The 22,481-nt window shown below is 68.1% G+C and carries 20 protein-coding genes; 10 read left to right on the top strand and 10 right to left on the bottom strand.

Features of this window, described 5'->3' with window-relative positions:
- The first annotated feature begins 142 nt into the window (after positions 1–142).
- Together ACIHAO_RS17490 and ACIHAO_RS17485 are read left to right on the top strand one after the other, a co-directional pair.
- Entirely contained in the window at positions 143–2,194 is a 2,052-nt protein-coding gene (locus ACIHAO_RS17490; RefSeq protein ID WP_396558922.1) for a type IIA DNA topoisomerase subunit B, read from the top strand.
- Positions 2,195–2,223: 29 nt separating this feature from the next.
- Positions 2,224–4,710 carry a DNA topoisomerase (ATP-hydrolyzing) subunit A gene (locus tag ACIHAO_RS17485; RefSeq protein WP_396558920.1) on the top strand — a complete coding sequence of 829 codons (2,487 nt, stop codon included), beginning with the start codon at positions 2,224–2,226 and terminating at the stop codon, positions 4,708–4,710.
- 169 nt (positions 4,711–4,879) lie between these two features.
- On the opposite strand, the gene ACIHAO_RS17480 is transcribed toward ACIHAO_RS17485, so the two are convergent.
- The 5 genes from ACIHAO_RS17480 to ACIHAO_RS17460 are packed head-to-tail and all read right to left on the bottom strand — an operon-like array spanning position 4,880 to position 9,456.
- Positions 4,880–6,091: an acyl-CoA dehydrogenase family protein gene (locus ACIHAO_RS17480; protein WP_396558918.1), complete on the bottom strand. Its 1,212-nt coding sequence runs from the start codon at positions 6,089–6,091 to the stop codon at positions 4,880–4,882.
- Positions 6,088–6,957, bottom strand: a complete 870-nt coding sequence (locus ACIHAO_RS17475) for an SDR family oxidoreductase (protein WP_396558916.1) — start codon at positions 6,955–6,957, stop codon at positions 6,088–6,090. Before ACIHAO_RS17475 ends, ACIHAO_RS17480 begins: the two co-directional genes overlap by 4 nt.
- An 11-nt stretch (positions 6,958–6,968) precedes the next feature.
- Positions 6,969–7,814 (bottom strand): MaoC/PaaZ C-terminal domain-containing protein, encoded by an 846-nt coding sequence (locus ACIHAO_RS17470; RefSeq protein ID WP_396558914.1) that lies wholly within the window; start codon positions 7,812–7,814, stop codon positions 6,969–6,971.
- Positions 7,811–8,242 carry an SRPBCC family protein gene (locus ACIHAO_RS17465; RefSeq protein ID WP_396558912.1) on the bottom strand — a complete coding sequence of 144 codons (432 nt, stop codon included), beginning with the start codon at positions 8,240–8,242 and terminating at the stop codon, positions 7,811–7,813. Before ACIHAO_RS17465 ends, ACIHAO_RS17470 begins: the two co-directional genes overlap by 4 nt.
- A gap of 20 nt (positions 8,243–8,262) precedes the next feature.
- Positions 8,263–9,456 carry a lipid-transfer protein gene (locus tag ACIHAO_RS17460; RefSeq protein ID WP_396558910.1) on the bottom strand — a complete coding sequence of 398 codons (1,194 nt, stop codon included), beginning with the start codon at positions 9,454–9,456 and terminating at the stop codon, positions 8,263–8,265.
- 179 nt (positions 9,457–9,635) lie between these two features.
- Between ACIHAO_RS17460 and ACIHAO_RS17455 the strand changes: the two genes are divergently transcribed.
- Positions 9,636–10,583 carry a hypothetical protein gene (locus ACIHAO_RS17455; RefSeq protein ID WP_396558908.1) on the top strand — a complete coding sequence of 316 codons (948 nt, stop codon included), beginning with the start codon at positions 9,636–9,638 and terminating at the stop codon, positions 10,581–10,583.
- A gap of 9 nt (positions 10,584–10,592) precedes the next feature.
- Positions 10,593–11,300, top strand: a complete 708-nt coding sequence (locus ACIHAO_RS17450; RefSeq protein WP_396558906.1) for an RraA family protein — start codon at positions 10,593–10,595, stop codon at positions 11,298–11,300.
- Between the two features lie 69 nt (positions 11,301–11,369).
- Here the strand turns inward: ACIHAO_RS17450 and ACIHAO_RS17445 are convergent, their stop codons facing one another.
- The gene (locus ACIHAO_RS17445) at positions 11,370–12,185 is read right to left on the bottom strand and encodes a ThuA domain-containing protein (protein WP_396558904.1); all 816 of its coding nucleotides are present in this window, start codon (positions 12,183–12,185) and stop codon (positions 11,370–11,372) included.
- Positions 12,186–12,318: 133 nt separating this feature from the next.
- Here ACIHAO_RS17445 and ACIHAO_RS17440 point away from each other — a divergent pair, with 133 nt between their 5' ends.
- On the top strand, positions 12,319–13,203 hold the full coding sequence (locus ACIHAO_RS17440) for a LysR family transcriptional regulator (protein WP_396558902.1): 885 nt from the start codon (positions 12,319–12,321) through the stop codon (positions 13,201–13,203).
- Between the two features lie 155 nt (positions 13,204–13,358).
- Here ACIHAO_RS17440 and ACIHAO_RS17435 read toward each other — a convergent pair whose 3' ends face one another.
- Complete coding sequence (locus ACIHAO_RS17435; protein ID WP_396558900.1) at positions 13,359–14,153, bottom strand: DsbA family protein; 795 nt, start codon at positions 14,151–14,153, stop codon at positions 13,359–13,361.
- Between the two features lie 2 nt (positions 14,154–14,155).
- Positions 14,156–14,644 (bottom strand): MauE/DoxX family redox-associated membrane protein, encoded by a 489-nt coding sequence (locus ACIHAO_RS17430; protein WP_396559263.1) that lies wholly within the window; start codon positions 14,642–14,644, stop codon positions 14,156–14,158.
- 91 nt (positions 14,645–14,735) lie between these two features.
- Between ACIHAO_RS17430 and ACIHAO_RS17425 the strand changes: the two genes are divergently transcribed.
- Both ACIHAO_RS17425 and hrpB read left to right on the top strand, forming a co-directional pair.
- Positions 14,736–15,563: a glutamate ABC transporter substrate-binding protein gene (locus tag ACIHAO_RS17425; protein ID WP_396558898.1), complete on the top strand. Its 828-nt coding sequence runs from the start codon at positions 14,736–14,738 to the stop codon at positions 15,561–15,563.
- On the top strand, positions 15,560–17,950 hold the full coding sequence (gene hrpB, locus ACIHAO_RS17420; protein ID WP_396558896.1) for an ATP-dependent helicase HrpB: 2,391 nt from the start codon (positions 15,560–15,562) through the stop codon (positions 17,948–17,950). The genes ACIHAO_RS17425 and hrpB overlap by 4 nt, the downstream gene beginning before the upstream one ends.
- A 61-nt stretch (positions 17,951–18,011) precedes the next feature.
- On the opposite strand, the gene ACIHAO_RS17415 is transcribed toward hrpB, so the two are convergent.
- A complete protein-coding gene (locus tag ACIHAO_RS17415; RefSeq protein ID WP_125789229.1) occupies positions 18,012–18,800 on the bottom strand; it encodes an ion transporter in 789 nt (262 codons plus the stop codon).
- Positions 18,801–18,935: 135 nt separating this feature from the next.
- Here ACIHAO_RS17415 and ACIHAO_RS17410 point away from each other — a divergent pair, with 135 nt between their 5' ends.
- Genes ACIHAO_RS17410 through ACIHAO_RS17400 form a run of 3 tightly spaced genes read left to right on the top strand, consistent with a single transcriptional unit; the run spans position 18,936 to position 21,627 of the window.
- Positions 18,936–19,853 (top strand): ATP-binding cassette domain-containing protein, encoded by a 918-nt coding sequence (locus ACIHAO_RS17410; RefSeq protein ID WP_396558893.1) that lies wholly within the window; start codon positions 18,936–18,938, stop codon positions 19,851–19,853.
- A complete protein-coding gene (locus ACIHAO_RS17405) occupies positions 19,850–20,884 on the top strand; it encodes an alpha/beta hydrolase family protein (protein WP_396558891.1) in 1,035 nt (344 codons plus the stop codon). The genes ACIHAO_RS17410 and ACIHAO_RS17405 overlap by 4 nt, the downstream gene beginning before the upstream one ends.
- Positions 20,881–21,627 (top strand): ABC transporter permease, encoded by a 747-nt coding sequence (locus ACIHAO_RS17400; protein WP_396558889.1) that lies wholly within the window; start codon positions 20,881–20,883, stop codon positions 21,625–21,627. Before ACIHAO_RS17405 ends, ACIHAO_RS17400 begins: the two co-directional genes overlap by 4 nt.
- Positions 21,628–21,909: 282 nt before the next feature.
- Here ACIHAO_RS17400 and ACIHAO_RS17395 read toward each other — a convergent pair whose 3' ends face one another.
- Positions 21,910–22,455, bottom strand: coding sequence for a TetR/AcrR family transcriptional regulator (locus tag ACIHAO_RS17395; RefSeq protein ID WP_396558887.1), 546 nt, complete (start codon positions 22,453–22,455; stop codon positions 21,910–21,912).
- Positions 22,456–22,481 lie beyond the last annotated feature (26 nt).

Below are 22,481 nucleotides of genomic sequence, written 5' to 3'. Positions count from 1 at the left end.
CACCGGGACGGCGTGATCCGCCACACCGGGGGCTCGGGAGGACGAAGCTGTCGGAGGGGACGGATATCCTCCAGTACGGTGTCGCGTTGAACACCACCTCCACGAGCTAGTTCGCGAGCCATGACTCCAGGAGAAGTACCCAGTGACTGCTGAGACCCTGTACGGGGCCGACGACCTGACGCATCTCGAGGGTCTGGAAGCGGTCCGCAAGCGCCCCGGGATGTACATCGGCTCCACCGACAGCCGAGGCATCAACCACCTGTTCTCCGAGGTCGTGGACAACTCGACCGACGAGGGTGTGGCCGGTCACGCCACGAAGATCGTGGTCACCCTGCACGCCGACGGCAGCGTCCAGGTCGACGACGACGGCCGCGGCATCCCCACCGGCACCCACGCCAAATCCGGTCTGTCCGGTGTCGAACTGGTGCTGACGAGGCTGCACGCCGGCGGCAAGTTCGGCGGCTCGGGCTACAAGACCTCCGGCGGCCTGCACGGTGTCGGCGCTTCGGCGGTGAACGCGCTGTCGCACCGCTTCGACGTCACGGTGAAGCAGAACGGCAAGGTCCATCAGATGTCGTTCGCGCACGGCGTCCCCGGCGTGTTCGACGGGCCGGGCCCGAAGGCCAAGTTCACCCGCAAGTCCGGGCTGAACGTCACCGGGAAGATGAAACGCGGCGAGCGCTCGGGCACGTCGATCCGGTACTGGTACGACTCGCGCTACTTCGAGACCGGCTCTTCGCTCGACGTCGAGGGTGTCCGCGCGAAGATGCGCAACACCGCCTTCCTGGTCCCCGGCGTCACCTATGTACTGCGCACCGCCGTCGACGATTCGATCAGCGAAGAGACCTTCCACTTCCCCAACGGCCTCGCCGACATGGTCGACTTCCTCGCCCCGGACAGCGAGAAACCCGTCTGCGGCACGCTGATCATCAACGGCGAGGGCACGTACAAGGAGAACGCGGCGGACGCCAACGGCGTCATGCAGTCCAATGTGGTGCGTCACGCGGAGATCGAGGTCGCGCTCCGCTGGGGCACCGGCTACGAGCGCACGGTGGAGTGCTTCACCAACACCATCCGCAACGTGCACGGCGGCACGCACCGCCGCGGTTTCGACCGCGCGGTGCTGAAAGCGTTGCAGGACGCCATTTCCAAAACCCGCGGGCTGCTCAAGCCCAAGGAGGACATGCCGACCGTCGAGGACGTCCTCGAAGGGATGACGGCGGTCGTCCACGTCCGGCTGCCGGAGCCGCAGTTCACCTCGCAGACCAAGGACGAGCTGTCCACCGCCGGGATCACCCGCGTCATCCAGGGCGTCGTCGACAAGCACATCCGGTCCTGGACCGAGGAGCGCAAGACCAAGTCCGAGGCGAAGGTCGTGCTGCAGAAGGTGGTCGACGCGGCGCGCGTCCGGCTCACCCAGAAGCAGCAGAAGGACGCCGCCCGGCGCAAGACCGCGCTCGAAGGCGCGGCCATGCCGCCGAAACTGGTCGACTGCCGCACCACCGGCGTCGCCCGCAGTGAACTGTTCCTCGTCGAAGGTGACAGCGCGCTCGGTTCGGCGCGGATGGCGCGCGTATCGGAATACCAGGCACTGCTTCCCTTGCGCGGCAAGATCCTCAACGTCCAGAAGGCGTCGCTCGGCGACACCTTGAAGAACGCCGAGATCGCCTCGATCGTGCAGGTGCTCGGCGCGGGCAGCGGGCGCACGTTCGACCTGTCGACCATGCGCTACGGCCGGGTGATCCTGATGGCCGACGCGGACGTCGACGGTTCGCATATCCGCACGCTGCTGATCACGCTGTTCGCCAAGTACATGCGGCCGGTGATCGAAGACGGCAGGCTCTACGCCGCGATGCCGCCGCTGCACAAACTGGTCACCAAGGGCCGTAACCCGGAAACCCATTTCACCTTCAGCCAGAAGGAGATGGAGACCAAGTTCGCGGAGCTGGAGCGGGCGGGCAAGCAGATCGTCACGCCGGTGCCGCGGTTCAAGGGTCTCGGCGAGATGGACGCCGACGAACTGTGGGACACCACGATGAACCCCGCCACCCGCTCGGTCCGCCGCATCACCCTCGACGACGTCGAAGCCGCGGAGAACGCGCTCGAACTGTTGATGGGCGAGAAGGTCGAACCGCGCCGCAACTGGCTGGTCGAATCCTCCGACCGGGTCGACCGCGAAGCCATCGACGCCTGATTTCGCTGCTATTCAAGGAGCTTTGAGCAATGGCACGCCGTAAGGGCACCACCACCAAGGTCGACCCCTCCGCGTTCGACAAGCCCGGCGCGAACGTCTTCGACAACTCGCTGAAGACGGAGATCGAGGATTCGTACCTGGAGTACGCCTACTCGGTCATCCACTCGCGGGCGCTCCCGGACGCGCGGGACGGGCTGAAGCCGGTGCACCGCCGGATCATGTACTCGATGAACGAAAACGGCTACCGGCCGACGCACGCGTACGTGAAGTCGTCCCGCGTGGTCGGCGACGTGATGGGCAAGTACCACCCGCACGGCGACACGGCGATCTACGACGCCATGGTCCGGCTCGCGCAGGACTTCTCGCTCAACGTCCCGCTGGTCGACGGGCACGGCAACTTCGGCTCGCCCGACGACGGCCCGGCCGCCTCGCGATACACCGAAGCGCGGTTGTCCCCCGAAGCGATGCTGCTGGTCGGCGAACTCGGCGAGGACACCGTCGACTTCCGGCCGAACTACGACGGTTCGCTCGAAGAGCCGTCCGTGCTGCCCGCGGCGTTCCCGAACCTGCTGGTCAACGGCACTTCCGGGATCGCGGTCGGGATGGCGACCAATATGATCCCGCACAACCTGACCGAGGTCATCGGCGCCGCGCGGTGGCTGATCAACCACCCGAACGCCACCCTCGACAAGCTGATGGAGTTCGTCCCGGGCCCCGACCTGCCGACCGGCGGTTCGCTGCTGGGCCTCGACGAGGTGCGCCGCGCGTACGAGACCGGCCGCGGTGTGGTGCGCATGCGCGCCAGCGCCGAAACCGGTCCGCTGGAGGGCAGCCGCGGCCGTCAGGCGATCACCGTCACCGAACTGCCGTACGGCGTCGGCCCGGAGAAGGTGATCGAGAAGATCACCGACGAGGTCAACAAGTCCAAGCGGCTCACCGGGATCGCCGACGTCAAGGACCTCACCGACCGCGAGAACGGCACGCGGCTGGTCATCGAATGCAAGGTCGGCGTGAACCCGCAGGCGCTGCTCGCGGACCTGTACCGGCTCACGCCGCTGGAGCAGTCGTTCGGCATCAACAACCTGGTGCTGGTGGACGGGCAGCCGCGGACGCTGGGGCTCAAGGCGCTGCTGGAGGTATTCCTCAGCCACCGCTACGAAGTCGTCACCCGCCGCACGCGGTACCGGCGCCGCAAGCGCGAAGAGCGGCTGCACCTGGTCGACGGTCTGCTGATCGCCCTGCTCAACATCGACAAGGTGATCAAGCTGATCCGCGAGAGCGACAACGCCGCGGCCGCGAAGGACGGCCTGATGAAGCGGTTCAAGCTCTCGGAGATCCAGGCGACCTACATCCTGGACACCCCGCTGCGACGGCTCACGAAGTACGACCGGATCGAACTCGAGGCGGAGCAGGACAAGCTGCGCGAGGAGATCGCCGAACTGTCGAAGATCCTCGACGACGAGTCGGTACTGAAGAAGGTCGTCTCGGCCGAGCTGGCCAAGGTCGCCAAGGACTCCCCCACCGAACGCCGCACCGCGCTGATCGACGGTGACCTCAAGGAGGTCCTCGCCGCGTCGAAGCCGTCCGGTCCGCTGGAGGTCGCCGACGATCCGTGCCAGGTGATCCTTTCGGCCACCGGGCTGGTCGCGCGGACGGCGGCGGAATCGGAGGAGGCGTCGGAAGTGCGGCGCCGCAACGGTCGCGTCAAACACGACTCGGTGGCCGCGGTGGTCCATTCGACCGCCCGCGGTCAGGTGCTGCTGGTGACCAACCGCGGCCGCGCGTTCAAGACCGACGTGCTGCCGCTGCCGGTGCTGCCCGAGCAGGCGGGCACCGTTTCGCTACGCGGCGGGATGGCCGCGAAGGAACTGGTGCCGCTGGACAAGGGCGAGCGCGTCATCGGCTTGGCGCCGCTCGGCGACCAGGCGGCCGGCTCCCCCGGTCTCGCGCTCGGCACGAAACTCGGCGTCGTGAAGGTGTGCGCGCCGGAATGGCCGGTCCGCTCGGACGAGTTCGACGTGATCAGCCTGAAGGACGGCGACGAGATCGTCGGCGCCACCTGGCTCACCGACGGCGACGAGACGCTGGCGTTCCTGTCGTCCGAAGCGTCCCTGCTGCGCTACCCGGCTTCGCTCGTGCGGCCGCAGGGCCTCAAGGGCGGCGGCATGGCCGGGATCACCGTGCGCGGCGAAGCGGAAGTGGTCTTCTTCGGCGCGATCCGCACCGACGACGCCGAACACGGCGAGCCGATGGTCGTCACCGCGACCGGCGCGAGCGTGAAGGTGACCCCGTTCAGCGAGTACCCGGCCAAGGGCCGGGCGACCGCCGGTGTCCGGGCACAACGGTTCCTCAAGGGCGAAACGCGGCTGGTCGTTGGCTGGATCGGCCCGCGTCCCGCCGGCGCGTCGCGCACCGGTGACCCGGTGGAACTGCCCGAGGTCGACGTCCGGCGCGATGGCTCCGGCCACGCGCACCCGGGCCCCGAGGTCGTCGGCCACCTGATCGAACGCACCTGACCCGCCCGCCCTGCCGCAATTAGTCACCTACTTGCGGCCACCTCGGCGCTCCCCACCTCGCGCAAGCGCAATGAAGGGGCCTTTCATAGCAAAATTTGCTATGAAAGGCCCCTTCATTGCACGCGCGCCGGCCGTCTCACCCACGCGATAGCAAAGGTCCCTTGCTCCCTCAGCGGCCCAGCAAACCCTTCGCGATGTGCGTCACCTGGATCTCGTTGCTGCCCGCGTAGATCATCAGCGACTTCGCGTCCCGCGCCAGCTGCTCCACCCGGTACTCCGCCATGTACCCGTTGCCGCCGAACAGCTGCACGGCCTCCATCGCGACCTCGGTGGCCGCCTCCGACGAGTACAGCTTCATCGCGGAAGCCTCGGCCAGTGTCGGCATCTTGCCCGCGCGCAGGGTTTCGATCAGCTGGAACACCATGTTCTGCACGTTGATCCGCGCGACTTCCATCTTCGCGAGCTTGAGCTGGATCAGCTGGAACCGCCCGATCTCCTGGCCCCACAGCTTCCGGTTCTTCGCGTAGTCCACGCAAAGCCGGTGGCATTCGTTGATGATCCCGAGCGCCAGCGCCGCGACCCCGATCCGCTCGACGGCGAACCCGGACTTCACCTCGGCCTTGCTGTCGCCGTCGCGGCCGGTCTCGGATTCGCCGAGCAGCCTGTCCCGCCCGAGCCGGACGTCGCTGAAGAACAGCTCGCCGGTCGGCGACGACATCATGCCCATCTTCTTGAACGGCTTGCCCTGCGTGAGCCCTGGCATGCCCTTGTCCAGCACGAACGTCAGCACCTTGCGGTCGCGGACGGCGGCGCCGTCGTCGAGCTTCGCGTACACGATGATCGTGTCGGCGTACGGGCCGTTGGTGATGAACGTCTTCTGTCCATTGAGGACATATTCGTCGCCGTCGCGCCGCACCGACGTCTTCATCCCGCCGAAAGCGTCCGAGCCGGAGTCGGGCTCGGTGATCGCCCACGCGCCGACCTTCTCGAAAGTGACAAGAGAAGGCAGCCAGCGTTCCTTTTGCGCCTGCGTGCCCTTGGTCAGGATCGTCTGCGCGGTCAGCCCGATGCTCACCCCGAGCGAGGCGACGATGCCGAGGCTGACGCCGGCCAGTTCGCTCACCGCGATGAGCGCCATCGCCTCCTGCCCGCCGAACGCGAGCCCGCCACCGCCACCGGAGCCACGGTCCTCAGACAGCAGTTTCGTCACCGATTCCCGCGCGAGCGCGTCGATGCCGAAGGACGCGAACATCTTGCGGATGAGGTCGTACGGCGGCAGTGTCCCGCTTTCCAGCGCGTCGAGGTGCGGCCGGATCTCCTTGTCGATGAACTCCCGGATGGCGTCCCGGATCAGCAGTTCGGTCTCGGACCACTCGATCACGGCAGCCTCGCGGCGATGTCGTCGATCTCCCAGGCGGCCTCGGTTTCGATCACCTTGACGTCGTGCCAGCCCGCGAGTTCGGAGATCGCGCCGCCCTGCACCGCGAACACCTTGCCGGTGAGCGGGCACTTCTCGGTCGCGAGATAGGCGACCAGCGGCGAGATGTTGGCCGGGGAGAACGCGTCGAACTCCCCTTCTTCCACTTCCTGCGCGAAGATCGCGCCCATGCCCGGCGTCGCCAGGGTGAGCCGAGTGCGCGCGATCGGCGCGATCGCGTTGACCCGCACGCCGTAGCGTTCAAGTTCCTCGGCGGCGACCAGCGTCAGCGCGGCGATGCCCGCCTTCGCCGCGCCGTAGTTCGCTTGCCCCGCGTTCGGCAACGTGACCCCGGACGCCGACGCGGTGTTGATCACCGAGCCCGCCACCCGCTCGCCGGCCTTGCTCGCCGACTTCCAGTACGCGGCCGCGTGCCGCAGCACCGCCGCGTGCCCCTTCAGATGCACGGCGATCACGGAATCCCATTGGGACTCCTCCAGTCCGGCGATGAACGCGTCGCGCAGGATGCCCGCGTTGTTCACGACGACGTCCAGCCTGCCGAACTCGCCCACCGCCTGCGCGACCAACTCTTCCGCGCCCGCCCAGTCGGCGACGTTGGCCGTGTTCGCCACGGCCTTCCCGCCCGCCGCGCGGATCTCGTCGACGACCTCCTGCGCCGGGCCGACATCGGCCCCGCTGCCGTCGTTCGCCCCGCCGAGGTCGTTGACCACGACGCTCGCGCCCTCCCGCGCGAACAGCAGCGCGTGCTCGCGGCCGATCCCCCGGCCGGCACCGGTGATGACGGCGACCCGCCCGTCGAGTGCTCCCATGGCTTTAGCTCCTACTCCGCGAATTCCGCGAGGCCGTCTTTGATCACGACGGTTTCGCCGACGGTGGTCTCGAACGCGTAGCTCCCGCCACCCGCGCTCCAGATGGACGTGGTCAGGTCCTGCCCGGGCAGGACCGGTTTGGCGAACCGCACGGCGAACCGCTTCAGTCTGTCCACATCGGACCCGGCGACCTCGGTCAGCAGCGCCCACGAGGTGAACGCCATGGTGCACAGGCCGTGCGCGATGATCCCCGGCAGTCCCGAATCCTTCGCGACCTCTTCGTCGAGATGGATGGGCATGGGATCGCCGGCGGCGGGCGCGTACCGGTAGGTCTGGTCGTCGTCGACGTGCTGGCTGACCTTCGCCACCGGCGGCCGCGCGCGCAGGCCGTCGTCGAACTTGTGCTCCGGCCCGAGTTCGCCCCGCGTCTCGCCGGTGTCGAACCCGCGCACGAACAAGGTCACGTACTGCTCGTTGACCAGGTCGCCGTCTTCAGTGCGGCATTCGAGGTGGATGGTGCCGCGCGTGCCGTTCGGCAAGCCTTCGTAGCCCGTCATCCGCGCCCGCGAAACGAGCTTGTCGCCGGGGCGGATCGGCCGGTGGAACCGGAACTCCTGTTCCCCGTGCACGATCCGGCCGAACAGCCCGACCGGGACGACCTCGAGCGCGGGTTCCATCAGCGACTCGAACACCGGCACGATCGCGAACACGGGGCTCGCGACGTCCCCGGCGAGATGCGCCGGGATCGGGTCGTTGGTGGCCTTCGCGTACTCGATCAGCCGCTCGCGGGTCACCTCGAACCGCGACTCCTCGGTCCACTTGCCGAGGCCGTCGGGATCGAATCGCTCGTCGGTCACGCGACCAGCGCCTTGAAGTTCTCGAGAGAGGCGTCGAGGTTCTTCTTGCCGTCCTTCTCGACGGCCTTGCCGAGCGCGCCGACGATCATCTGGCCGGCGAACTCCGCGCTGATGCTGGCGAGCGATCCCTCGCCGGAAGCCTCCACGGTCAGCTCGAACTTGACCTTCACCCCGGCCATCCCGGTTCCGGAGATCGCCAGCTTCGACGGCGCCTCGAACTCGTCGACCGTCCAGGTGATCGTGTTCGGCATCCCGAGCATCGTGACGACCTCGGAAGCCTGCGCGCCCTTGGAGAATTCGGCCGGGACCTCGCCCTTCCACTTGGTGTGGATGGTCAGCCACTTCTCGAAGTTGTTGGGGTTGGAGAACTCCGCCCACACCTTGCCGGGGGCGGCGGGGAGTTCGACGGAGGCACTGATCTTGCCCATGGTTCGTCCTTTCGGTGGGATCAGCGCTCGGCGCGCTGGTAGGCGGTGACGACGGCGGCGCCGCCGAGTCCGATGTTGTGCTGCAGGGCGGCCTGAACGCCGTCGACCTGGCGCTTGTCCGCGGTTCCGCGCAGCTGCCAGGTCAGTTCGGCGCATTGCGCGAGGCCGGTGGCGCCGAGCGGGTGCCCCTTCGAGATCAGCCCGCCCGACGGGTTGACGACCCACTTGCCGCCATAGGTGGCGTCCCCGGAGTCGACGAGCTTCCCGGCCTCCCCTTCGGCGCAGAGTCCCAGCGCTTCGTAGAGCAGGAGTTCGTTGGCGGAGAAGCAGTCGTGCAGTTCGATGACCTGGAAGTCTTCGGCACCGAGCCCGGCCTGGTCGTACACCTGGCGCGCGGCCTGGACGTTCATGTCGTAGCCGATGATGTTCTTCGCGGTGCCGTCGAAGGTGCTGGCGAAGTCGGTGGTCATCGCCTGCCCGACGATCTCGACAGCCTGGTCCGCGAGCCCATGCGAGTCCACAAAGGACTCGCTGGCGAGGATCGCCGCACCCGAGCCGTCCGAGGTCGGGGAGCACTGGAGTTTCGTGAGCGGGTCGTAGATCATCCGCGAGTCGAGGATGTCCTGCAGCGAATAGCTTTCCTGGAACTGCGCGTACGGGTTGTTCACCGAGTGCCGGTGGTTCTTCTCGCCGATCTTGGCGAAGTGCTCGGCGGTGGTGCCGTAGGTCTTCATGTGCTCGCGGCCCGCCGCGCCGAACATCCACGGCGCCGGCGGGAACAGCACCTCGGAGATCTCCGCGAGCGCCTGGAGGTGCCTGCCCATCGGCTGCTCGCGGTCGTCGTAGGTGGAGCCGAGCGATCCCGGCTGCATCTTCTCGAAGCCGAGCGCGAGCACACAGTCGGCGCGGCCGCCCCGGATCGCTTCCGCGGCGAGGTACAGCGCGGTGGACCCGGTCGAGCAGTTGTTGTTGACGTTGACCACCGGGATCCCGGTCATGCCCAGTTCGTAGACCGCCCGCTGCCCCGAGGTCGACTCGCCGTAGACGTAGCCGACGTAGGCCTGTCGCACCTCGTCGAAGGAGATCCCGGCGTCTTCGAGCGCCTTGGTCCCGGACTCCTTGGCCATCTGCGGATAGTCCCAGTCCTCACGACGTCCGGGCTTCTCGAACTTCGTCATGCCCACGCCGACGACGTACACCTTGTTGGCCACCACGACGCTCCTTGTCCGTTGCCGGGTCGCTGCTGCCACTGAAGATACAGACAGGACTGTATTTATCAATCCTTACATACAGGTCTGAACGGATGTTATTTACGGCACGGTACGTGTCAGGTGACGCAGACGGACGGCTCGGACCCCCGTTAAACAGGGAGAACACACTCACAGGGGGAACGATGAAACGTACGAGCTTGGTCCTGGCAGCCACCGTCGCCGCGGGATTGCTGTCGGCCGGCACCGCGTCGGCGACCGACTGGACGATGAGCTACCTACCGGTGCCCTACGGCACTGTCCAGGTAGTGGCCACCGACGGGGCCGGAAGCTACGCGGGACACTCCGAACACGGCTTGCTCACCTGGTCGGGAGGGACCGTTCAGAACCACGGCATCCCGGCAGGCCACGACACGGTCGTGACCGTGGACGAGAACGCGTCGGGGTCGATTCTCACGAACAGCTACGCGATTCCGACCCGGACCTATCGTTCGTTCGTCTTCGAGAACGGCGGCTTCCAGCTTCTGGGGAAGGTGCCGAACTACGCCCAGACACGGGTCGTCGGCATGAACGACCGCAGCGACGTCGTCGGCTCCGTGCACAACGACCCGCGATTCGGTTCCTGGGCGGCGATCTGGCCCGCGGACGACCGCGCGCACCCGGTACTGCTGGACAGCCCGCCGCTGCTCCACCCGGTGGACATCGACCACGACGGCACGATCCTGATGCAGGAACAGGGCGGCGGCACCTGGCTCTGGAAGGACGGCGTGGCGCGGCAACTCGTCCTCCCGGAGGGTGTCCGCGAGGCACGGGCCCTCGCGATCCGGGACGGCAAGGTGCTGGCCAGTGTCCAAGGAGGCGACCGGCTTTGGACGGCCTACGACACCTCTGTTCCGGTGCCGGACTCCATGACAGCGGTCTCACTCAACAGCTCGGGACTCGTCACGGGTTGCTTGAGGACCCCGGACTTCTCCACGGTTCCCGCGGTGTGGTCGCCGGGCGGCGCGGTCGAGACGCTTCCCGCGCCTTCTCCCGGCTGCGGTGCCCTCGTTGGCGAGAACGGCGAGGTCATGGGCTCCGTGCGGGATGACAGCAGCCCGAACCACAAACCCGTGGTGTGGCGCCGTGGCTAGAGTCGGGATATGGATCCCGAGGAGCTTCGGCAGCGGTTCTCCCAGCTGACCACCGCGCATCTGACCGACGGCTGCGTCCGCGCCGGCGTCCCGGTCCGATGCGCGCCCGCCGGCACGCACGCGGTCGTGCCCGGTGGCCGCGTGGCCGGGCGGGTCACCCCCGCCCGGCACGTCGGCAGCGTCGACGTCTTCCTGGAGGCGTACGAAACCGCGAACCCCGGCGACGTCCTCGTCGTCGACAACGGCGGCAGGCTCGACGAGAGCTGCGTCGGGGACCTCGCGGTCCTCGAAGCGGAGGCGGCCGGGCTGAGCGGCGTCGTCATCTGGGGGCTGCACCGCGACACCGCCGACATCAAGAAGATCGGGCTGCCGGTGTTCAGCCTCGGCTCGATCCCGACCGGCCCGCTCTCGGTCTCCGCCCGCCCGGACGGCGCGCTCGACTCGGCCGTCGTCGGGGACTGGACGGTGACGCGGGAAGACCTCGTGTTCGGCGACGAGGACGGCGTCCTGTTCATCCCGGCCGACCGGGCGGACGAGGTCCTGGACCGCGCCGAGGCCATCCGCGACACCGAACGGCTCCAGGCCGACCGCATCCGCTCCGGAGAGTCCCTTCGCGAGCAGGTGCGCTTCGCCGACTTCCTCGCGGAGCGTGCGAAGTCGCCTTCGCTGACCTTCCGGGAGCACCTGCGCGCGGTGGGCGGCGCCATCGAGGAGTAGCAAGGGACCTTTGCTATCGCCGAGGGCCTGACCAGCGACAACGCAGCCTGCCAGGCCCTCGGCACCCCGTCAGGAAGCTTTCACGCCGCCGAGCCACAGCAGGCCGTCGACGACGAAACGGTTCTGCACCTCACTGGCGAAGGTCGACGAAAGCGGCTGATTCGTCTCGTAGTTCATCTTGTTGTGCCCGAAGTTGGCGTAGAGCATCTTGTACTTGGTGTTGGTCCAGAGGATCGGGTAGTACCCGCCGTACCAGGACTGGTTCGGATCGGTCCCGAGCGGGAAGCTCACCGGATCCACCGACGCGAGGATCCGGATGTCCTGGTTCTTGCGCAGGTCGCTGCTCCAGGCGTACCACTCGCTCACCGACGAGGTGAACGTCGCGGGCAGCCGCGTGGTCGAGGGATGCGGCCGGTTCTCCACCTTCAACTTCGCCGTCGTCGGCCCCCAGGTGTTTGACTTGAACGCCCCCGTGCCCAGGAACCTGTTGTGGTACCAGTCCCAGCCGGACGGATTCGTGGTGAACGCCGCCACATGGAACCCGAAGAAGGCGCCGCCCGCCTTCATGTAGCGCTCGAAGCCCGCGCGCTGCGACGAGGTCTGCGGCAGGTCGTCCAGGAACAGCACGACCTGGTACTGCGAGGGTTGCAGCGAGTTCAACCGGTTCCAGTCGTTGGTCGCCGCGTAGTCGAAGTTGTGCTGCGAAGCGGTTTTCGGGAACCACTGGTTGGCTTCCTTGACGAAGCTGATGTGCGCCGCGTCGTAGGTCCCGTTGTAGAAGGCCAACACCTCGAACGCGGGCGCCGCCTGTGCCGAAACCGGCGCCAACGCCAACGCGAGACACGAAACGAACAGCAGAGCGAGCCGGACCACGAATTTCGTCATACCTCACCACCCATGCCGAATGCTTATAAATTCATTGCTTGAATTAACACATGACATACCGTCGGTGGTCTAGACCTGCGACGAAGACGGTTCCCGCTGACCGGCACCGGCCACTATCGATAACCTGGAGATTATGGAACTGCGGGATATCGAGATCTTCCTGGCGCTGGCCGGCGAACTGCATTTCGGCCGCACCGCGGAACGCCTGCACGTCTCGCAGGCACGGGTGAGCCAGACGATCAAGCAGGTGGAACGCCGGATCGGCGCACCACTGTTCGCCCGCACCAGCAGGCGGGTCCGGCTCACGCCGATCGGCGAACGGCTGCGGGACGACCTCGGCCCCGCCTACCGCGCGCTGCACGAAGGCATCGACCGCGCCGTCGCGGCCGGGCGCGGGATCGGCGGCGTGCTGCGGCTGGGCTTCGAGGCGCCCGGCGTCGCCGACCTGACCGAAGATCTGCTGGACCGCTTCCGGCAGCGCTACCCGGACACGGAACTGCTCATCCGCGAGGCCGATTTCGCCGACCCGGTCGCGATGCTGCGCTCGGGTGAGATCGACGTGCTGGTGACGCTGCTCCCCGTCGACGAACCCGAACTGACGACCGGACCGGCCGTGTACACCGAACCGATGGTGCTCGCGGTGTCGTCGAAACACCCTTTCGCGCGACGGAAATCAGTCACCCTCGACGACCTCGCCCGCGACACCGTCCTTCGCGCGGCGCATCCGCCGGAGCCGTACTGGATCGAGGAGCCACGCCAGTGGCTGACACCGGCCGGGCACCCCGTGACACGAGGCAAGCCCTTCGCGACGTTTCAGGAACTGCTCGCCGCGATCGCCACCGGCGCCGGCATCTGCCCGCTCGCCGCACACGCCCAGGAGTACTTCAGCCACCCGCGAATCCGCTTCGTGCCCTTCGCCGGTTCACCCGACGTCGAGTGGGGCCTCGTCTGGCCGCGCTCCGCCGAGACAGCCCGCGTACAGGCCTTCGCCGCCTTCGCCTCCGCTTCGCTTCCCTGACTCCCCCGCAATTCGTCACCTACTTGCGACACCTGCCTGCGGCAAGGGAGCAAGGGACCTTTGCTATCGCCCGGCCGCGCACCCCACCTCAAGTACATGAAGGCCCCCTTCCTGTACCCAGACGCAAGGAAGGGGGCCTTCATGTACACAAAGAACTAGCCGACGACCTTCTTCACCCAGTCCGCCTCGAGCTTCACGACCTGCCCGTTCGCGGTGACGGTCGGCGTGCCGAAGCCGGGTCCGTTGCCGAAGTCCTGCTGCAGCGCCGGATCCGTCGAGATCTTCTTGTACGCGTCCTGGATCTGCTGCTCGTAGGCGCCACCGTTGACCGCCATCGCGAAGGCCGGGTCGGTGATGCCGACGTCCTGGCCGAGCTTGATCAGCTGCGCCTTGTCGAACCCGCGTCCGCCTTCCTCCGGCTGATCCTTGAACAGCGCGTCGTGGAAGGCGAGGAACTTGCCCGCGTCGGCCGCGGCGAGCGAGGCGTTGGCGGAGTCCAGCGAGTAGCCCGGCGGGTCGGAACGCTGGTTGAGCATCGGCAGCATGTGGTACCGGACCTGCAGGGTCCCGTTGTTCACCTGCTCCTCGATCTGGCCCTTGAACGACTCTTCGAACTGCTTGCAGACCGGGCACAGGAAGTCGGCGTAGATGTCGATGGTCTTCTTCGCGTCGGGCTTGCCGACGACCACGGCGGCCCCGTCACGTTTCTCCACGACACCGGGCGCCGAGGCGGTCGGTTGTGCCCCGATCACCTTGCCCTCGGTGCTGTCCTTGCTGGACGTCGTCCAGATCACGCCACCGATCACCAGCGCGGCGAGCACGACCACCGCGACGGTGATCGCGACGACCTTCTTCTTGTCGCCGCCCGCGACGCCCCTGGCCTGTGCCACCGAGCGCGACGCCGTCTGCTGCTGCTTGCGTTTCCGAGCGTTGCGCTCAGCTCCACCCACGATTATTCGTTCCCTTCAGCGATACCCACATAGTCGTCGTCGGCGGGGGCTTGAGAGTTCCCGAGCCAGCCGTCCACGGACAGCCAAGTCCGCGGCCGCACGATCAGCCAGACACCCAGTAGCGCGAACCCGAGGTCCCTGGCGATCTCCTGCGGATACCTCGTCTGATCCGCGGCGATCTGACCGCCACCGCCGAAGCAGCCGCAGTCGATGCTCAGCCCGCGCGCCCAGGATTGGGCGATCGCGGCGATGAGCACCGCGAGCATCAGCACCGACAGCACCGACACCCACCGGGTCACGAACCCGGCGAGCAGGAACAGGCCGAGCGCCAGTTCGACGAGCGGCATCCCGATCGCGACCGGGCGGACGAGCCCGTCCGGCAGGACATCGAAAGCCTGGACCGCGATGTAGGTCTGTCCCGGATCGCTGATCTTCAGCGCTCCGGAAACCAACCAGACGGCGGCCAGTCCGAGCCGGGCGAGTGTGCCCACGGCGTCGAGTACGACTTGGGGCGGTCTACGCACGGGCCTAGGCTAACCGTCGACCCTGAGAACAACGTGAGGCGGCGGACGGAGGCACCCGATGAGGGGACGCGGCCTGCTGGTGGCCTGCTTGATGCTGGTCACGACGGCGGCCTGTTCCACCGAGGCCGGTCCGTCGGATTCCCTCGTCGTGCGCGCCGTCGGGTCCGGCGAACTCACCATCGGCATCCGCTTCGACCAGCCGGGACTCTCCAAACGGACGGTCGACGGCCGGTACGTCGGCTTCGACGTCGATGTGGCGAAGTACATCGCGACCGAACTGGGCGTGGACGAGGATCACATCACCTGGCACGACAGCAAGCCCTCGTCCCGCGAGACGGACATTACGTCCGGGACCACGGATCTGATGGTGGCGACCTACTCGATCACCGAAAAACGCAAACAGATGGTCGCCTTCGCCGGGCCCTATTTCGACACCGGCCAGGATCTGCTCGTCCGCCTCCGGTCGACCGACATCACCGGTCCCGAGAACCTCAACGGCCGCAAGCTGTGCGCCGTGGGCGGCACCACCTCCGCCGAGCAGGTGCGCGACAAGTTCGCCCAAGCCGTCCAGCTCGTCGAGTACCCGCGCTATCAGGACTGTGTCACGGCCTTGCTCGCGGGACAGGTGGACGCGGTGACCACCGACGACGTCATCCTGGCCGGTTACGTGGCGCAGAACCCGGAGTTGCTGAGGGTCGTCGGCAAGCCGTTCTCGAAGGAGAAATACGGTGTCGGCCTGCGCAAGGACGACACCGAGGGGCGGGCCGCGGTGGCCGGGGCGATCCAGAAGATGATCTCGTCCGGGGAGTGGCTCGCCTCGCTGAACCGCAACATCGGCCCGTCCGGTTACCGGATCCCGCCTCCGCCGCAGGTCACCGAGCGGTGACCCTTCCCGATCTGCCGGTTCGCGCCGTCCTGCCCGAACTCGAAGCCGCTCTCGACGCGCACGGCACCGCGGTACTCGTCGCGCCCCCTGGCACCGGTAAGACCACCTTGGTGCCGCTCGCGCTGGACAACGGCGAAGGCCGGGTGATCGTCGCCGAGCCGAGGCGGCTGGCCGCCCGCGCCGCGGCCGCGCGGATGGCGTCCCTGCTGGGCGAACGGGTCGGTGAGACGGTCGGTTATTCGGTCCGCGGGGATCGGAAGGTGTCGTCTTCGACCCGGATCGAAGTGGTGACGTCGGGGTTGCTGGTCCGGCGGGTGCAGGGTGATCCCGAACTGAGCGGGGTTTCGACCGTCCTGCTCGACGAATGTCACGAGCGGCATCTCGACGCGGACCTGTTGCTCGCGCTGTTGCTGGACGTGCGCGCCGGGTTGCGGGACGACCTGCGCCTGCTCGCGACGTCCGCCACCGTGGCCTCCGGGCGGCTGGCCGCGCTGCTCGGGGACGCGCCGGTGATCACCGCGCACGCGAGGACCTATCCGGTCGACGTGTCGTACTCCCCGCCCGCGCGCGGCGAACGGGTCGAGGCGACCGTCGCCCGCGTGATCCACAAAGCACTGTCCGAAGGGGACGGTGATGTGCTCGCTTTCCTGCCTGGCGCGGGCGAGATCGCCAGGGTGAGCGGGCTGCTCAGCGGCCTGGACGCCGACGTGCTGCCTCTGCACGGACGGCTTTCGGCGGCGAGCCAGGACGACGCGTTGCGCCCCCGTGCCCGCCGCCGCGTGGTGCTGTCGACGTCGGTCGCCGAGTCCAGTCTGACCGTGCCGGGCGTGCGCGCGGTGGTGGACTGCGGACTGTCGCGCGCGCCCCGTGTCGATCATCGGCGCGGCCTGCCGGGGCTGGCGACGGTCCGCGTTTCGGCCGCGGTCGCCGAGCAGCGCGCCGGCCGTGCCGGCCGTGAGGCTCCCGGCCGTGTGTACCGGTGCTGGGCGGCGCACGAACAGGGTTCCCTGCCCGCCTATCCCGAACCCGAGATCCGGACGGCCGAACTGGCACGGTTCGCGTTGGAGCTGGCGTGCTGGTCCACTCCGGACGGTTCCGGCCTCTCGTGGTGGGACCCACCCGGCGAAGGCGCGCTGGCCGCCGGTCGCGCGTTGCTGACCACACTCGGGGCGACCGCTGAAGACGGCACGGTGACCGAACGCGGCCGGAAAATGGCCGGACTGGGCTTGCATCCGCGGCTGGCGCGGGCCTTGCTGGACGGCGCGGCGCGGACCAACGCGCGTTCGGCGGCCGAAGTCGTCGCGCTGCTGGACAGCGGTGGCACGCTGACCGACCTCGAAGCCGAACTGCGGCGAGTGCGCGGTGACGAACGCTGGAAGCGTGACGTGCGAAGGCTTTCCAAGCTGGTGCCCGACGGCGGCAAGGCCTCCGATCCGGCGCTGGTCGTGGCGCTGGCGCATCCCGAGCGGCTCGCACGACGGCGTTCCGCGGGGGCACCGGTGTACCTGATGGCCGGCGGGACGGCGGCCGAGCTACCGCGCGGCAGCGGACTGGCCGACGTCGAATGGCTGGCGGTGGCCGAAGCGACCAGGGATCCCGGCCGCGCGCAGGGCATCATCCGGCTGGCCGCGCCCGCGGACGAGGACCTCGCCGTCCGCGCGGCGCCGAATCTGGTGTCCTCTGTGGACGAAGTGCACTGGTCTTCGGGTGACGTCGTGGCGCGTTCGGTGCGGCGGCTCGGGGCGATCGTGCTCGCGGAGAAACCGTTGCGCTCGCCCGCGCCGGACGCGATCCGCGCCGCGTTGCTGGACGGCTTGCGCACCGAAGGGCTCGGCCTCCTGCGATGGTCGGAGGACGGACGGCGATTGCGCGAACGGTTGGCGTTCTTGCATCGAGTGCTGGGCTCACCTTGGCCCGCGGTCGATTCGACGACGCTGTTATCCACTTTGGACAGCTGGCTCGACCTCGGTACGGCGCGCCGACGGTCGGATCTGGCTTCGCTGGACGCGGGCGCCGCCCTGCGCGGACTGCTGCCCTGGCCCGAAGCGTCGCGTTTGGACGAACTGGCGCCGGATCGGCTGGAGGTACCGTCCGGTTCGCGGATCCGCGTCGACTACTCGGGCGAGCAGCCGGTGCTGGCCGTGAAACTGCAGGAGACCTTCGGCTGGCTCGCGACGCCGGAGCTGGCGGGGGTGCCCGTCGTACTGCACCTGCTGTCACCCGCCGGACGGCCCGCCGCGGTCACCGCCGATCTGGAATCGTTCTGGCGCAACGGTTACGCGGCAGTGCGTGCCGATCTCCGCGGCCGCTACCCGAAGCATCCCTGGCCGGAAGACCCGCTCAACGCCGCGCCCACCCGGCGGACCACCCAGCGCCGGATGTCATGAAAGGGTCGTTCAGGACATCTTTTGTCCTGAACGACCCTTTCATGACACTTCCGGTGACCACTCAATCCATCAGCTGGTGCTGCGGCCGCGTCGGCAGTTGCGCCGCCAGCTCCTCGTCGTCCTCACGCTCGTTCAACCCCAGCTGCACCGCGCTCCGGATCTGCTCCCGGTTCTCCCGCACCACGTGCGCGAAGAACTCGTCGGTCCGCGGATCGGTCAGCACCTCGAGGATCACGCGCATCGCGGTGTCGATCACCGAACGCACCACCTCGTCGTGGAACGGCAGCTTCGAAAGCCGTCCCGCCTGCGGGTCGTTCTTGAGCTTCTCGGCGATGATCCCCCGCAGCAGCGACTGGTTCTCCCCGAGTGAGCGTGCGAGGTTCTGCGGATAGTTCCCGGTTTCCAGCACCTTCACGACCTCGTCGAGCACCGCGATCGTGATCGGCTTCTTGATCGCCAGCACGATCGGCCGCGAAAGCCGTTCGACCAGCCGCTGCGTGAACCGCTCCCCGAACGCGCGGTCCGCCGTACGGGCGAGCCGCACCAGCACCACGACGATCCGCAGCAGCCGGAACCCGCGCAACGCCGGATGCGCGATCGGGATCATGCCGAGGATCTCGTACCAGTTGCGCAGCGGGAATCGCTTCTCCCAGCCGGTGCGCCGCCACCGCCACAGGAATTCCAGCGCGAAGATCCCGCACACCACGGTGTCGATGACGAAGACGCGATGCGCCGTCTCCTCCGAATGAGGGAAGAACGTCACGTAGGCGAGCAACCCGACGGAGAACACGGCGAGTACGAGCATCACCAGGTCGAGCGGATTGACGCGCCGTTGTTCGCGGGTGGTCATGGCGCCGATTGTGCCTTTCCGCGGTGACTCGTGCCGAGCGGCACCTGTCGAAAGTAAGGGGTGGCCGATGACTTCAGGGCAATGCCCCCGGGTGTCCCCGCGTCGGAGGATTCAGGGACACGAAGGAGGACGCGGATGATCACGCTTCGAGGACTCACAAAGCGCTACGGCGAGAAGACGGTGGTCGACGGACTGACGTTCGCCGTCGCGCCCGGCAAGGTGACCGGTTTCCTCGGTCCCAACGGCGCCGGCAAGTCGACGACCATGCGGATGACGCTCGGCCTCGACGCGCCGAGCGCGGGTGAGGTCCGGATCGGCGGCAAGACGTACGCCGACCTGCGGTACCCGCTGCGCGAGGTCGGCGCGCTGCTCGAAGCCAAGGCGCTGCACCCGGGGCGGAGCGCGGGCAAGCACCTCCTCGCCATGGCGCGCAGCAACGGGATCCCGGCGACCCGGGTGGACGAGGTGCTCGCGACGGTCGGCCTCACCGACGTCGCGGGCAAACGAGCCGGGACGTTCTCGCTCGGCATGGGGCAGCGGCTCGGGATCGCCGGCGCGCTGCTGGGCGACCCGGGTGTGCTGATGTTCGACGAACCGGTCAACGGCCTCGACCCCGACGGCGTCCGCTGGGTGCGGCAGCTGATGCGCTCGCTCGCGGAAGAGGGCCGCACGGTTTTCGTGTCGAGCCACCTGATGAGCGAAATGCAGCTGACCGCCGACAGGCTGGTCGTCATCGGCAAGGGGAAGCTGCTCGCCGACGCGCCGGTCGACGAATTCATCGCGGGCAATTCGCGGACGTCGGTCGCGGTGCGGGTGCCCGCCCCCGCCGACCTTCGCACACTCGAACAGCGACTGCGCGCGCTCGGCGCCACCACGGAATCCGATCGGGACGAACTGATCGTGCACGACCTGCCCGTGCACCTCGTCGGCGACGCGGTGCACGAACTCGGGATCCGCGTGCACGGGCTGGCCGAACGGACCGCGTCACTGGAACAGGCGTACATGGAACTGACCGCTTCTTCGGTCGAATACGGAACGGGAGTCGCGGCATGAAGTCACTCATGGTCCTGGTGGCGGTGATCGCCGGCCTGCTGGGGGTGCCGGCGGCCGCGTCGGCGGCACCGCAACTGTCGCTGCCGGCGCCGGGTGGCCCGCTCCCGATCGGGTCGCGCACCCTGCACCTCACCGATCAGGCGAGAGCCGACCCCTGGGTGCCCGAAAAGCGGCGCGAACTGATGGTCAACGTCTGGTACCCGGCGGTTCCGCTCGGACGCGCGCCGCTGTACATGACCAAGGCCGAATCGGCGGCGGCGGTCGCCGGGCGGAAACTCGACCTGCCGCCGGACGCGCTGAGCAAGGTGCGGGTCCACTCCCGCGAGAACGCGCCCGCCCTGCCAGGACGACGTCCGCTGGTGCTGCTTTCGCCGGGCGCGGGCAACAACCGGATCACCCTGACCTCGGTGGCCGAACACCTCGCCGCACAAGGTTTCGTGGTCGCCGGGATCGATCACGCCTATGAAGCCTGGGCGACGGAGTTCCCCGACGGGCTGCGTCAATGTGTCGCTTGTGGACGGTCGGACGACCCTTGGCCCGCCGCGATCGCGAACCGCGCGATCGACACGACGTTCGTCGTCGACACCCTGCTGAAGGACCGGCGCTGGTCGATCGACGCCACGAAGATCGGGATGGCCGGTCACTCGGCCGGAGGTTCCGCGACAGCCACCGCGATGGCCGCCGACCGGCGGATCAAGGCGGGCGTGAACGTCGACGGCCCGTTCTTCGGCATCGCTTCCCTCGACCGGCCGTTCCTGCTGCTGACCAGCCCGACCGGCGAAAAGTACTACCGCACGTCGTGGAACGAGACCTGGCCGCGGCTCACCGGGCCGAAGGAACAGGACCTCGTGGAGAACAGCGGCCATTCGTCCGTGACCGACGCGGCGATCCTGGTCGACCAGCTGGGGTTGCGGCCGCACCTCCCGCCGTCCGAGGTCGAGAACCAGTACGGCTCGATCGATTCGCGGGAGGCGCTGGACTTCTTCCGCGACCGGCTGACCGGCTTCTTCAAGCAGTGGAGCGCACGATGAACACGATCTCTTCGGAATGGACCAAGTTCTGGTCGGTCCGGTCCACCTGGTGGTGCCTGATCAGCGGACTCTTCCTGATGCTCGCCTATTCCGGCGCGCTGGGCCTGGCCGCGAACTCCGGCGTCGAACGCTCGATGGCTCCGCACGCCGTGGTGGCCGGAGCGGCGTTCTACCTCACGCAGTTCGCCGTGGTCGCGCTGGCGACGCTGTTCATCACGAGCGAGTACGCGAGCGGCAGCATCCGCTCGACCCTGCAGTGGGTCCCGGTGCGGAACCGGGTCCTCGCCGCGAAATCGGCCGTCCTGCTGCCGGTGCTGTTCGGCTACGGCGTCCTGAACACCCTCGCCGGCGTGGCGATCTCGGCGCCGCTGATCCCCGCGCGGGATTCGTCGGTCGGCGAGGTGCTCGCGACCTCGGCGGGCATGGGCGGCTACTTCGCGCTGCTGGGCCTGCTCTGCCTCGGCCTCGGGACGGCGTTGCGAAGCACGGCGGGGACGATCGTGACGGTCTTCGTGCTGCTGGTGATGATCCCGATGTTCGCCGGTTCGCTGGGCGGGGAAGACATCGTGAACTACTTCCCCGGCTTCGCGGGCGTCAACGCGATGGTGACCCCCGGCCAGCCGAACCCGATCTTCGGCGGCGTCTCGCCCTACGCGCCCTGGGTCGGCATCGCGCTCTGTATGGCGTGGGCGGCGGCCGGTCTGGTCACCGGTTCTACCGTGTTGCGGCGGCGCGACGCCTGAGGGAGAGCAAGGGACCTTTGCTCTCGTTTGTCTCAACATCGAGAGAAGCGAGAGCAAAGGTCCCTTGCTCTCTTTCCGCAGGTGACCGTGTGGATTTTGGGACGTCAGATGTCCCAAAATCCACACAGTCCGTACGCACCGCTACGCGCAGTACCGGGTGTGTGGATATAGGGACACTCAACGTCCCTATATCCACACACCCCCACGCGATAGCAAAGGTCCCTTGCTGCCCCAACGCGCAAAACCGCAGGTCAGAGCCTCGGCGATAGCAAAGGTCCCCCGCTACCCCGCCACCCCGAGCCCCGCCAAAACCTCCCGCGCCGCTCGCGTCAGCTCCTCCAGGCCGGGCGGCCGCAGCGAGCCGGTCCCGGCCAGCGCGTCGAAGACCGTCCCGTCCAGCCACGCGACGAGCACCCGCGCGTGCCGCTCCGGCTCCGCCGATCCGCATCCGGCGAGCACCTCGGCGCATCGCCGCCGGATGACCAGGCCCCCGCGGTCGTAGGCCTCGCGCAGCTCCGGCCGCCGCGTCGCCTCCAGCGCGAATTCGTATCGCGCGAGCATCCGCGTCCGCCCGTTCGTGATCGCCGCGTGGGCGAACCCCGCCACGTACTCGGCCAACCGCCCGGGCGGCGGATCGAGGGTGACGTCGTCGAGTTCGACCATTCGCGAGATCGCCAGCTCCAGCAGCGCCGCCCGCGTCCGCGCGTAATACGAGGTCGAGCCCGGCGGCAGCCCGGCGGACCGGTCGACGGCGCGATGCGTCAGCCCTCGCATCCCTTCGGCCGCGATCACCTCGATGGCCGCGTCCCCGATCGTCGCCTTTCGCACTCTACAAGTGTAGTAGTACTCTACAA

It is taken from the genome of Amycolatopsis sp. NPDC052450 (assembly GCF_044547565.1).
Taxonomy (GTDB): Bacteria; Actinomycetota; Actinomycetes; order Mycobacteriales; family Pseudonocardiaceae; genus Amycolatopsis.
This window is presented reverse-complemented; position numbering and strand designations above follow the sequence as displayed.

What these genes read in the sequence shown, in the direction of transcription:
- ACIHAO_RS17425 (WP_396558898.1), top strand. Translation starts at nt 14,736, where the DNA reads ATGAGGGGACGCGGCCTGCTGGTGGCCTGCTTGATGCTGGTCACGACG.
- ACIHAO_RS17400 (WP_396558889.1), top strand. Translation starts at nt 20,881, where the DNA reads ATGAACACGATCTCTTCGGAATGGACCAAGTTCTGGTCGGTCCGGTCC.
- ACIHAO_RS17410 (WP_396558893.1), top strand. Translation starts at nt 18,936, where the DNA reads ATGATCACGCTTCGAGGACTCACAAAGCGCTACGGCGAGAAGACGGTG.
- ACIHAO_RS17405 (WP_396558891.1), top strand. Translation starts at nt 19,850, where the DNA reads ATGAAGTCACTCATGGTCCTGGTGGCGGTGATCGCCGGCCTGCTGGGG.
- ACIHAO_RS17450 (WP_396558906.1), top strand. Translation starts at nt 10,593, where the DNA reads ATGGATCCCGAGGAGCTTCGGCAGCGGTTCTCCCAGCTGACCACCGCG.
- ACIHAO_RS17445 (WP_396558904.1), bottom strand. Translation starts at nt 12,185, where the DNA reads ATGACGAAATTCGTGGTCCGGCTCGCTCTGCTGTTCGTTTCGTGTCTC.
- ACIHAO_RS17415 (WP_125789229.1), bottom strand. Translation starts at nt 18,800, where the DNA reads ATGACCACCCGCGAACAACGGCGCGTCAATCCGCTCGACCTGGTGATG.
- ACIHAO_RS17455 (WP_396558908.1), top strand. Translation starts at nt 9,636, where the DNA reads ATGAAACGTACGAGCTTGGTCCTGGCAGCCACCGTCGCCGCGGGATTG.
- ACIHAO_RS17465 (WP_396558912.1), bottom strand. Translation starts at nt 8,242, where the DNA reads ATGGGCAAGATCAGTGCCTCCGTCGAACTCCCCGCCGCCCCCGGCAAG.
- ACIHAO_RS17440 (WP_396558902.1), top strand. Translation starts at nt 12,319, where the DNA reads ATGGAACTGCGGGATATCGAGATCTTCCTGGCGCTGGCCGGCGAACTG.
- ACIHAO_RS17475 (WP_396558916.1), bottom strand. Translation starts at nt 6,957, where the DNA reads ATGGGAGCACTCGACGGGCGGGTCGCCGTCATCACCGGTGCCGGCCGG.
- ACIHAO_RS17485 (WP_396558920.1), top strand. Translation starts at nt 2,224, where the DNA reads ATGGCACGCCGTAAGGGCACCACCACCAAGGTCGACCCCTCCGCGTTC.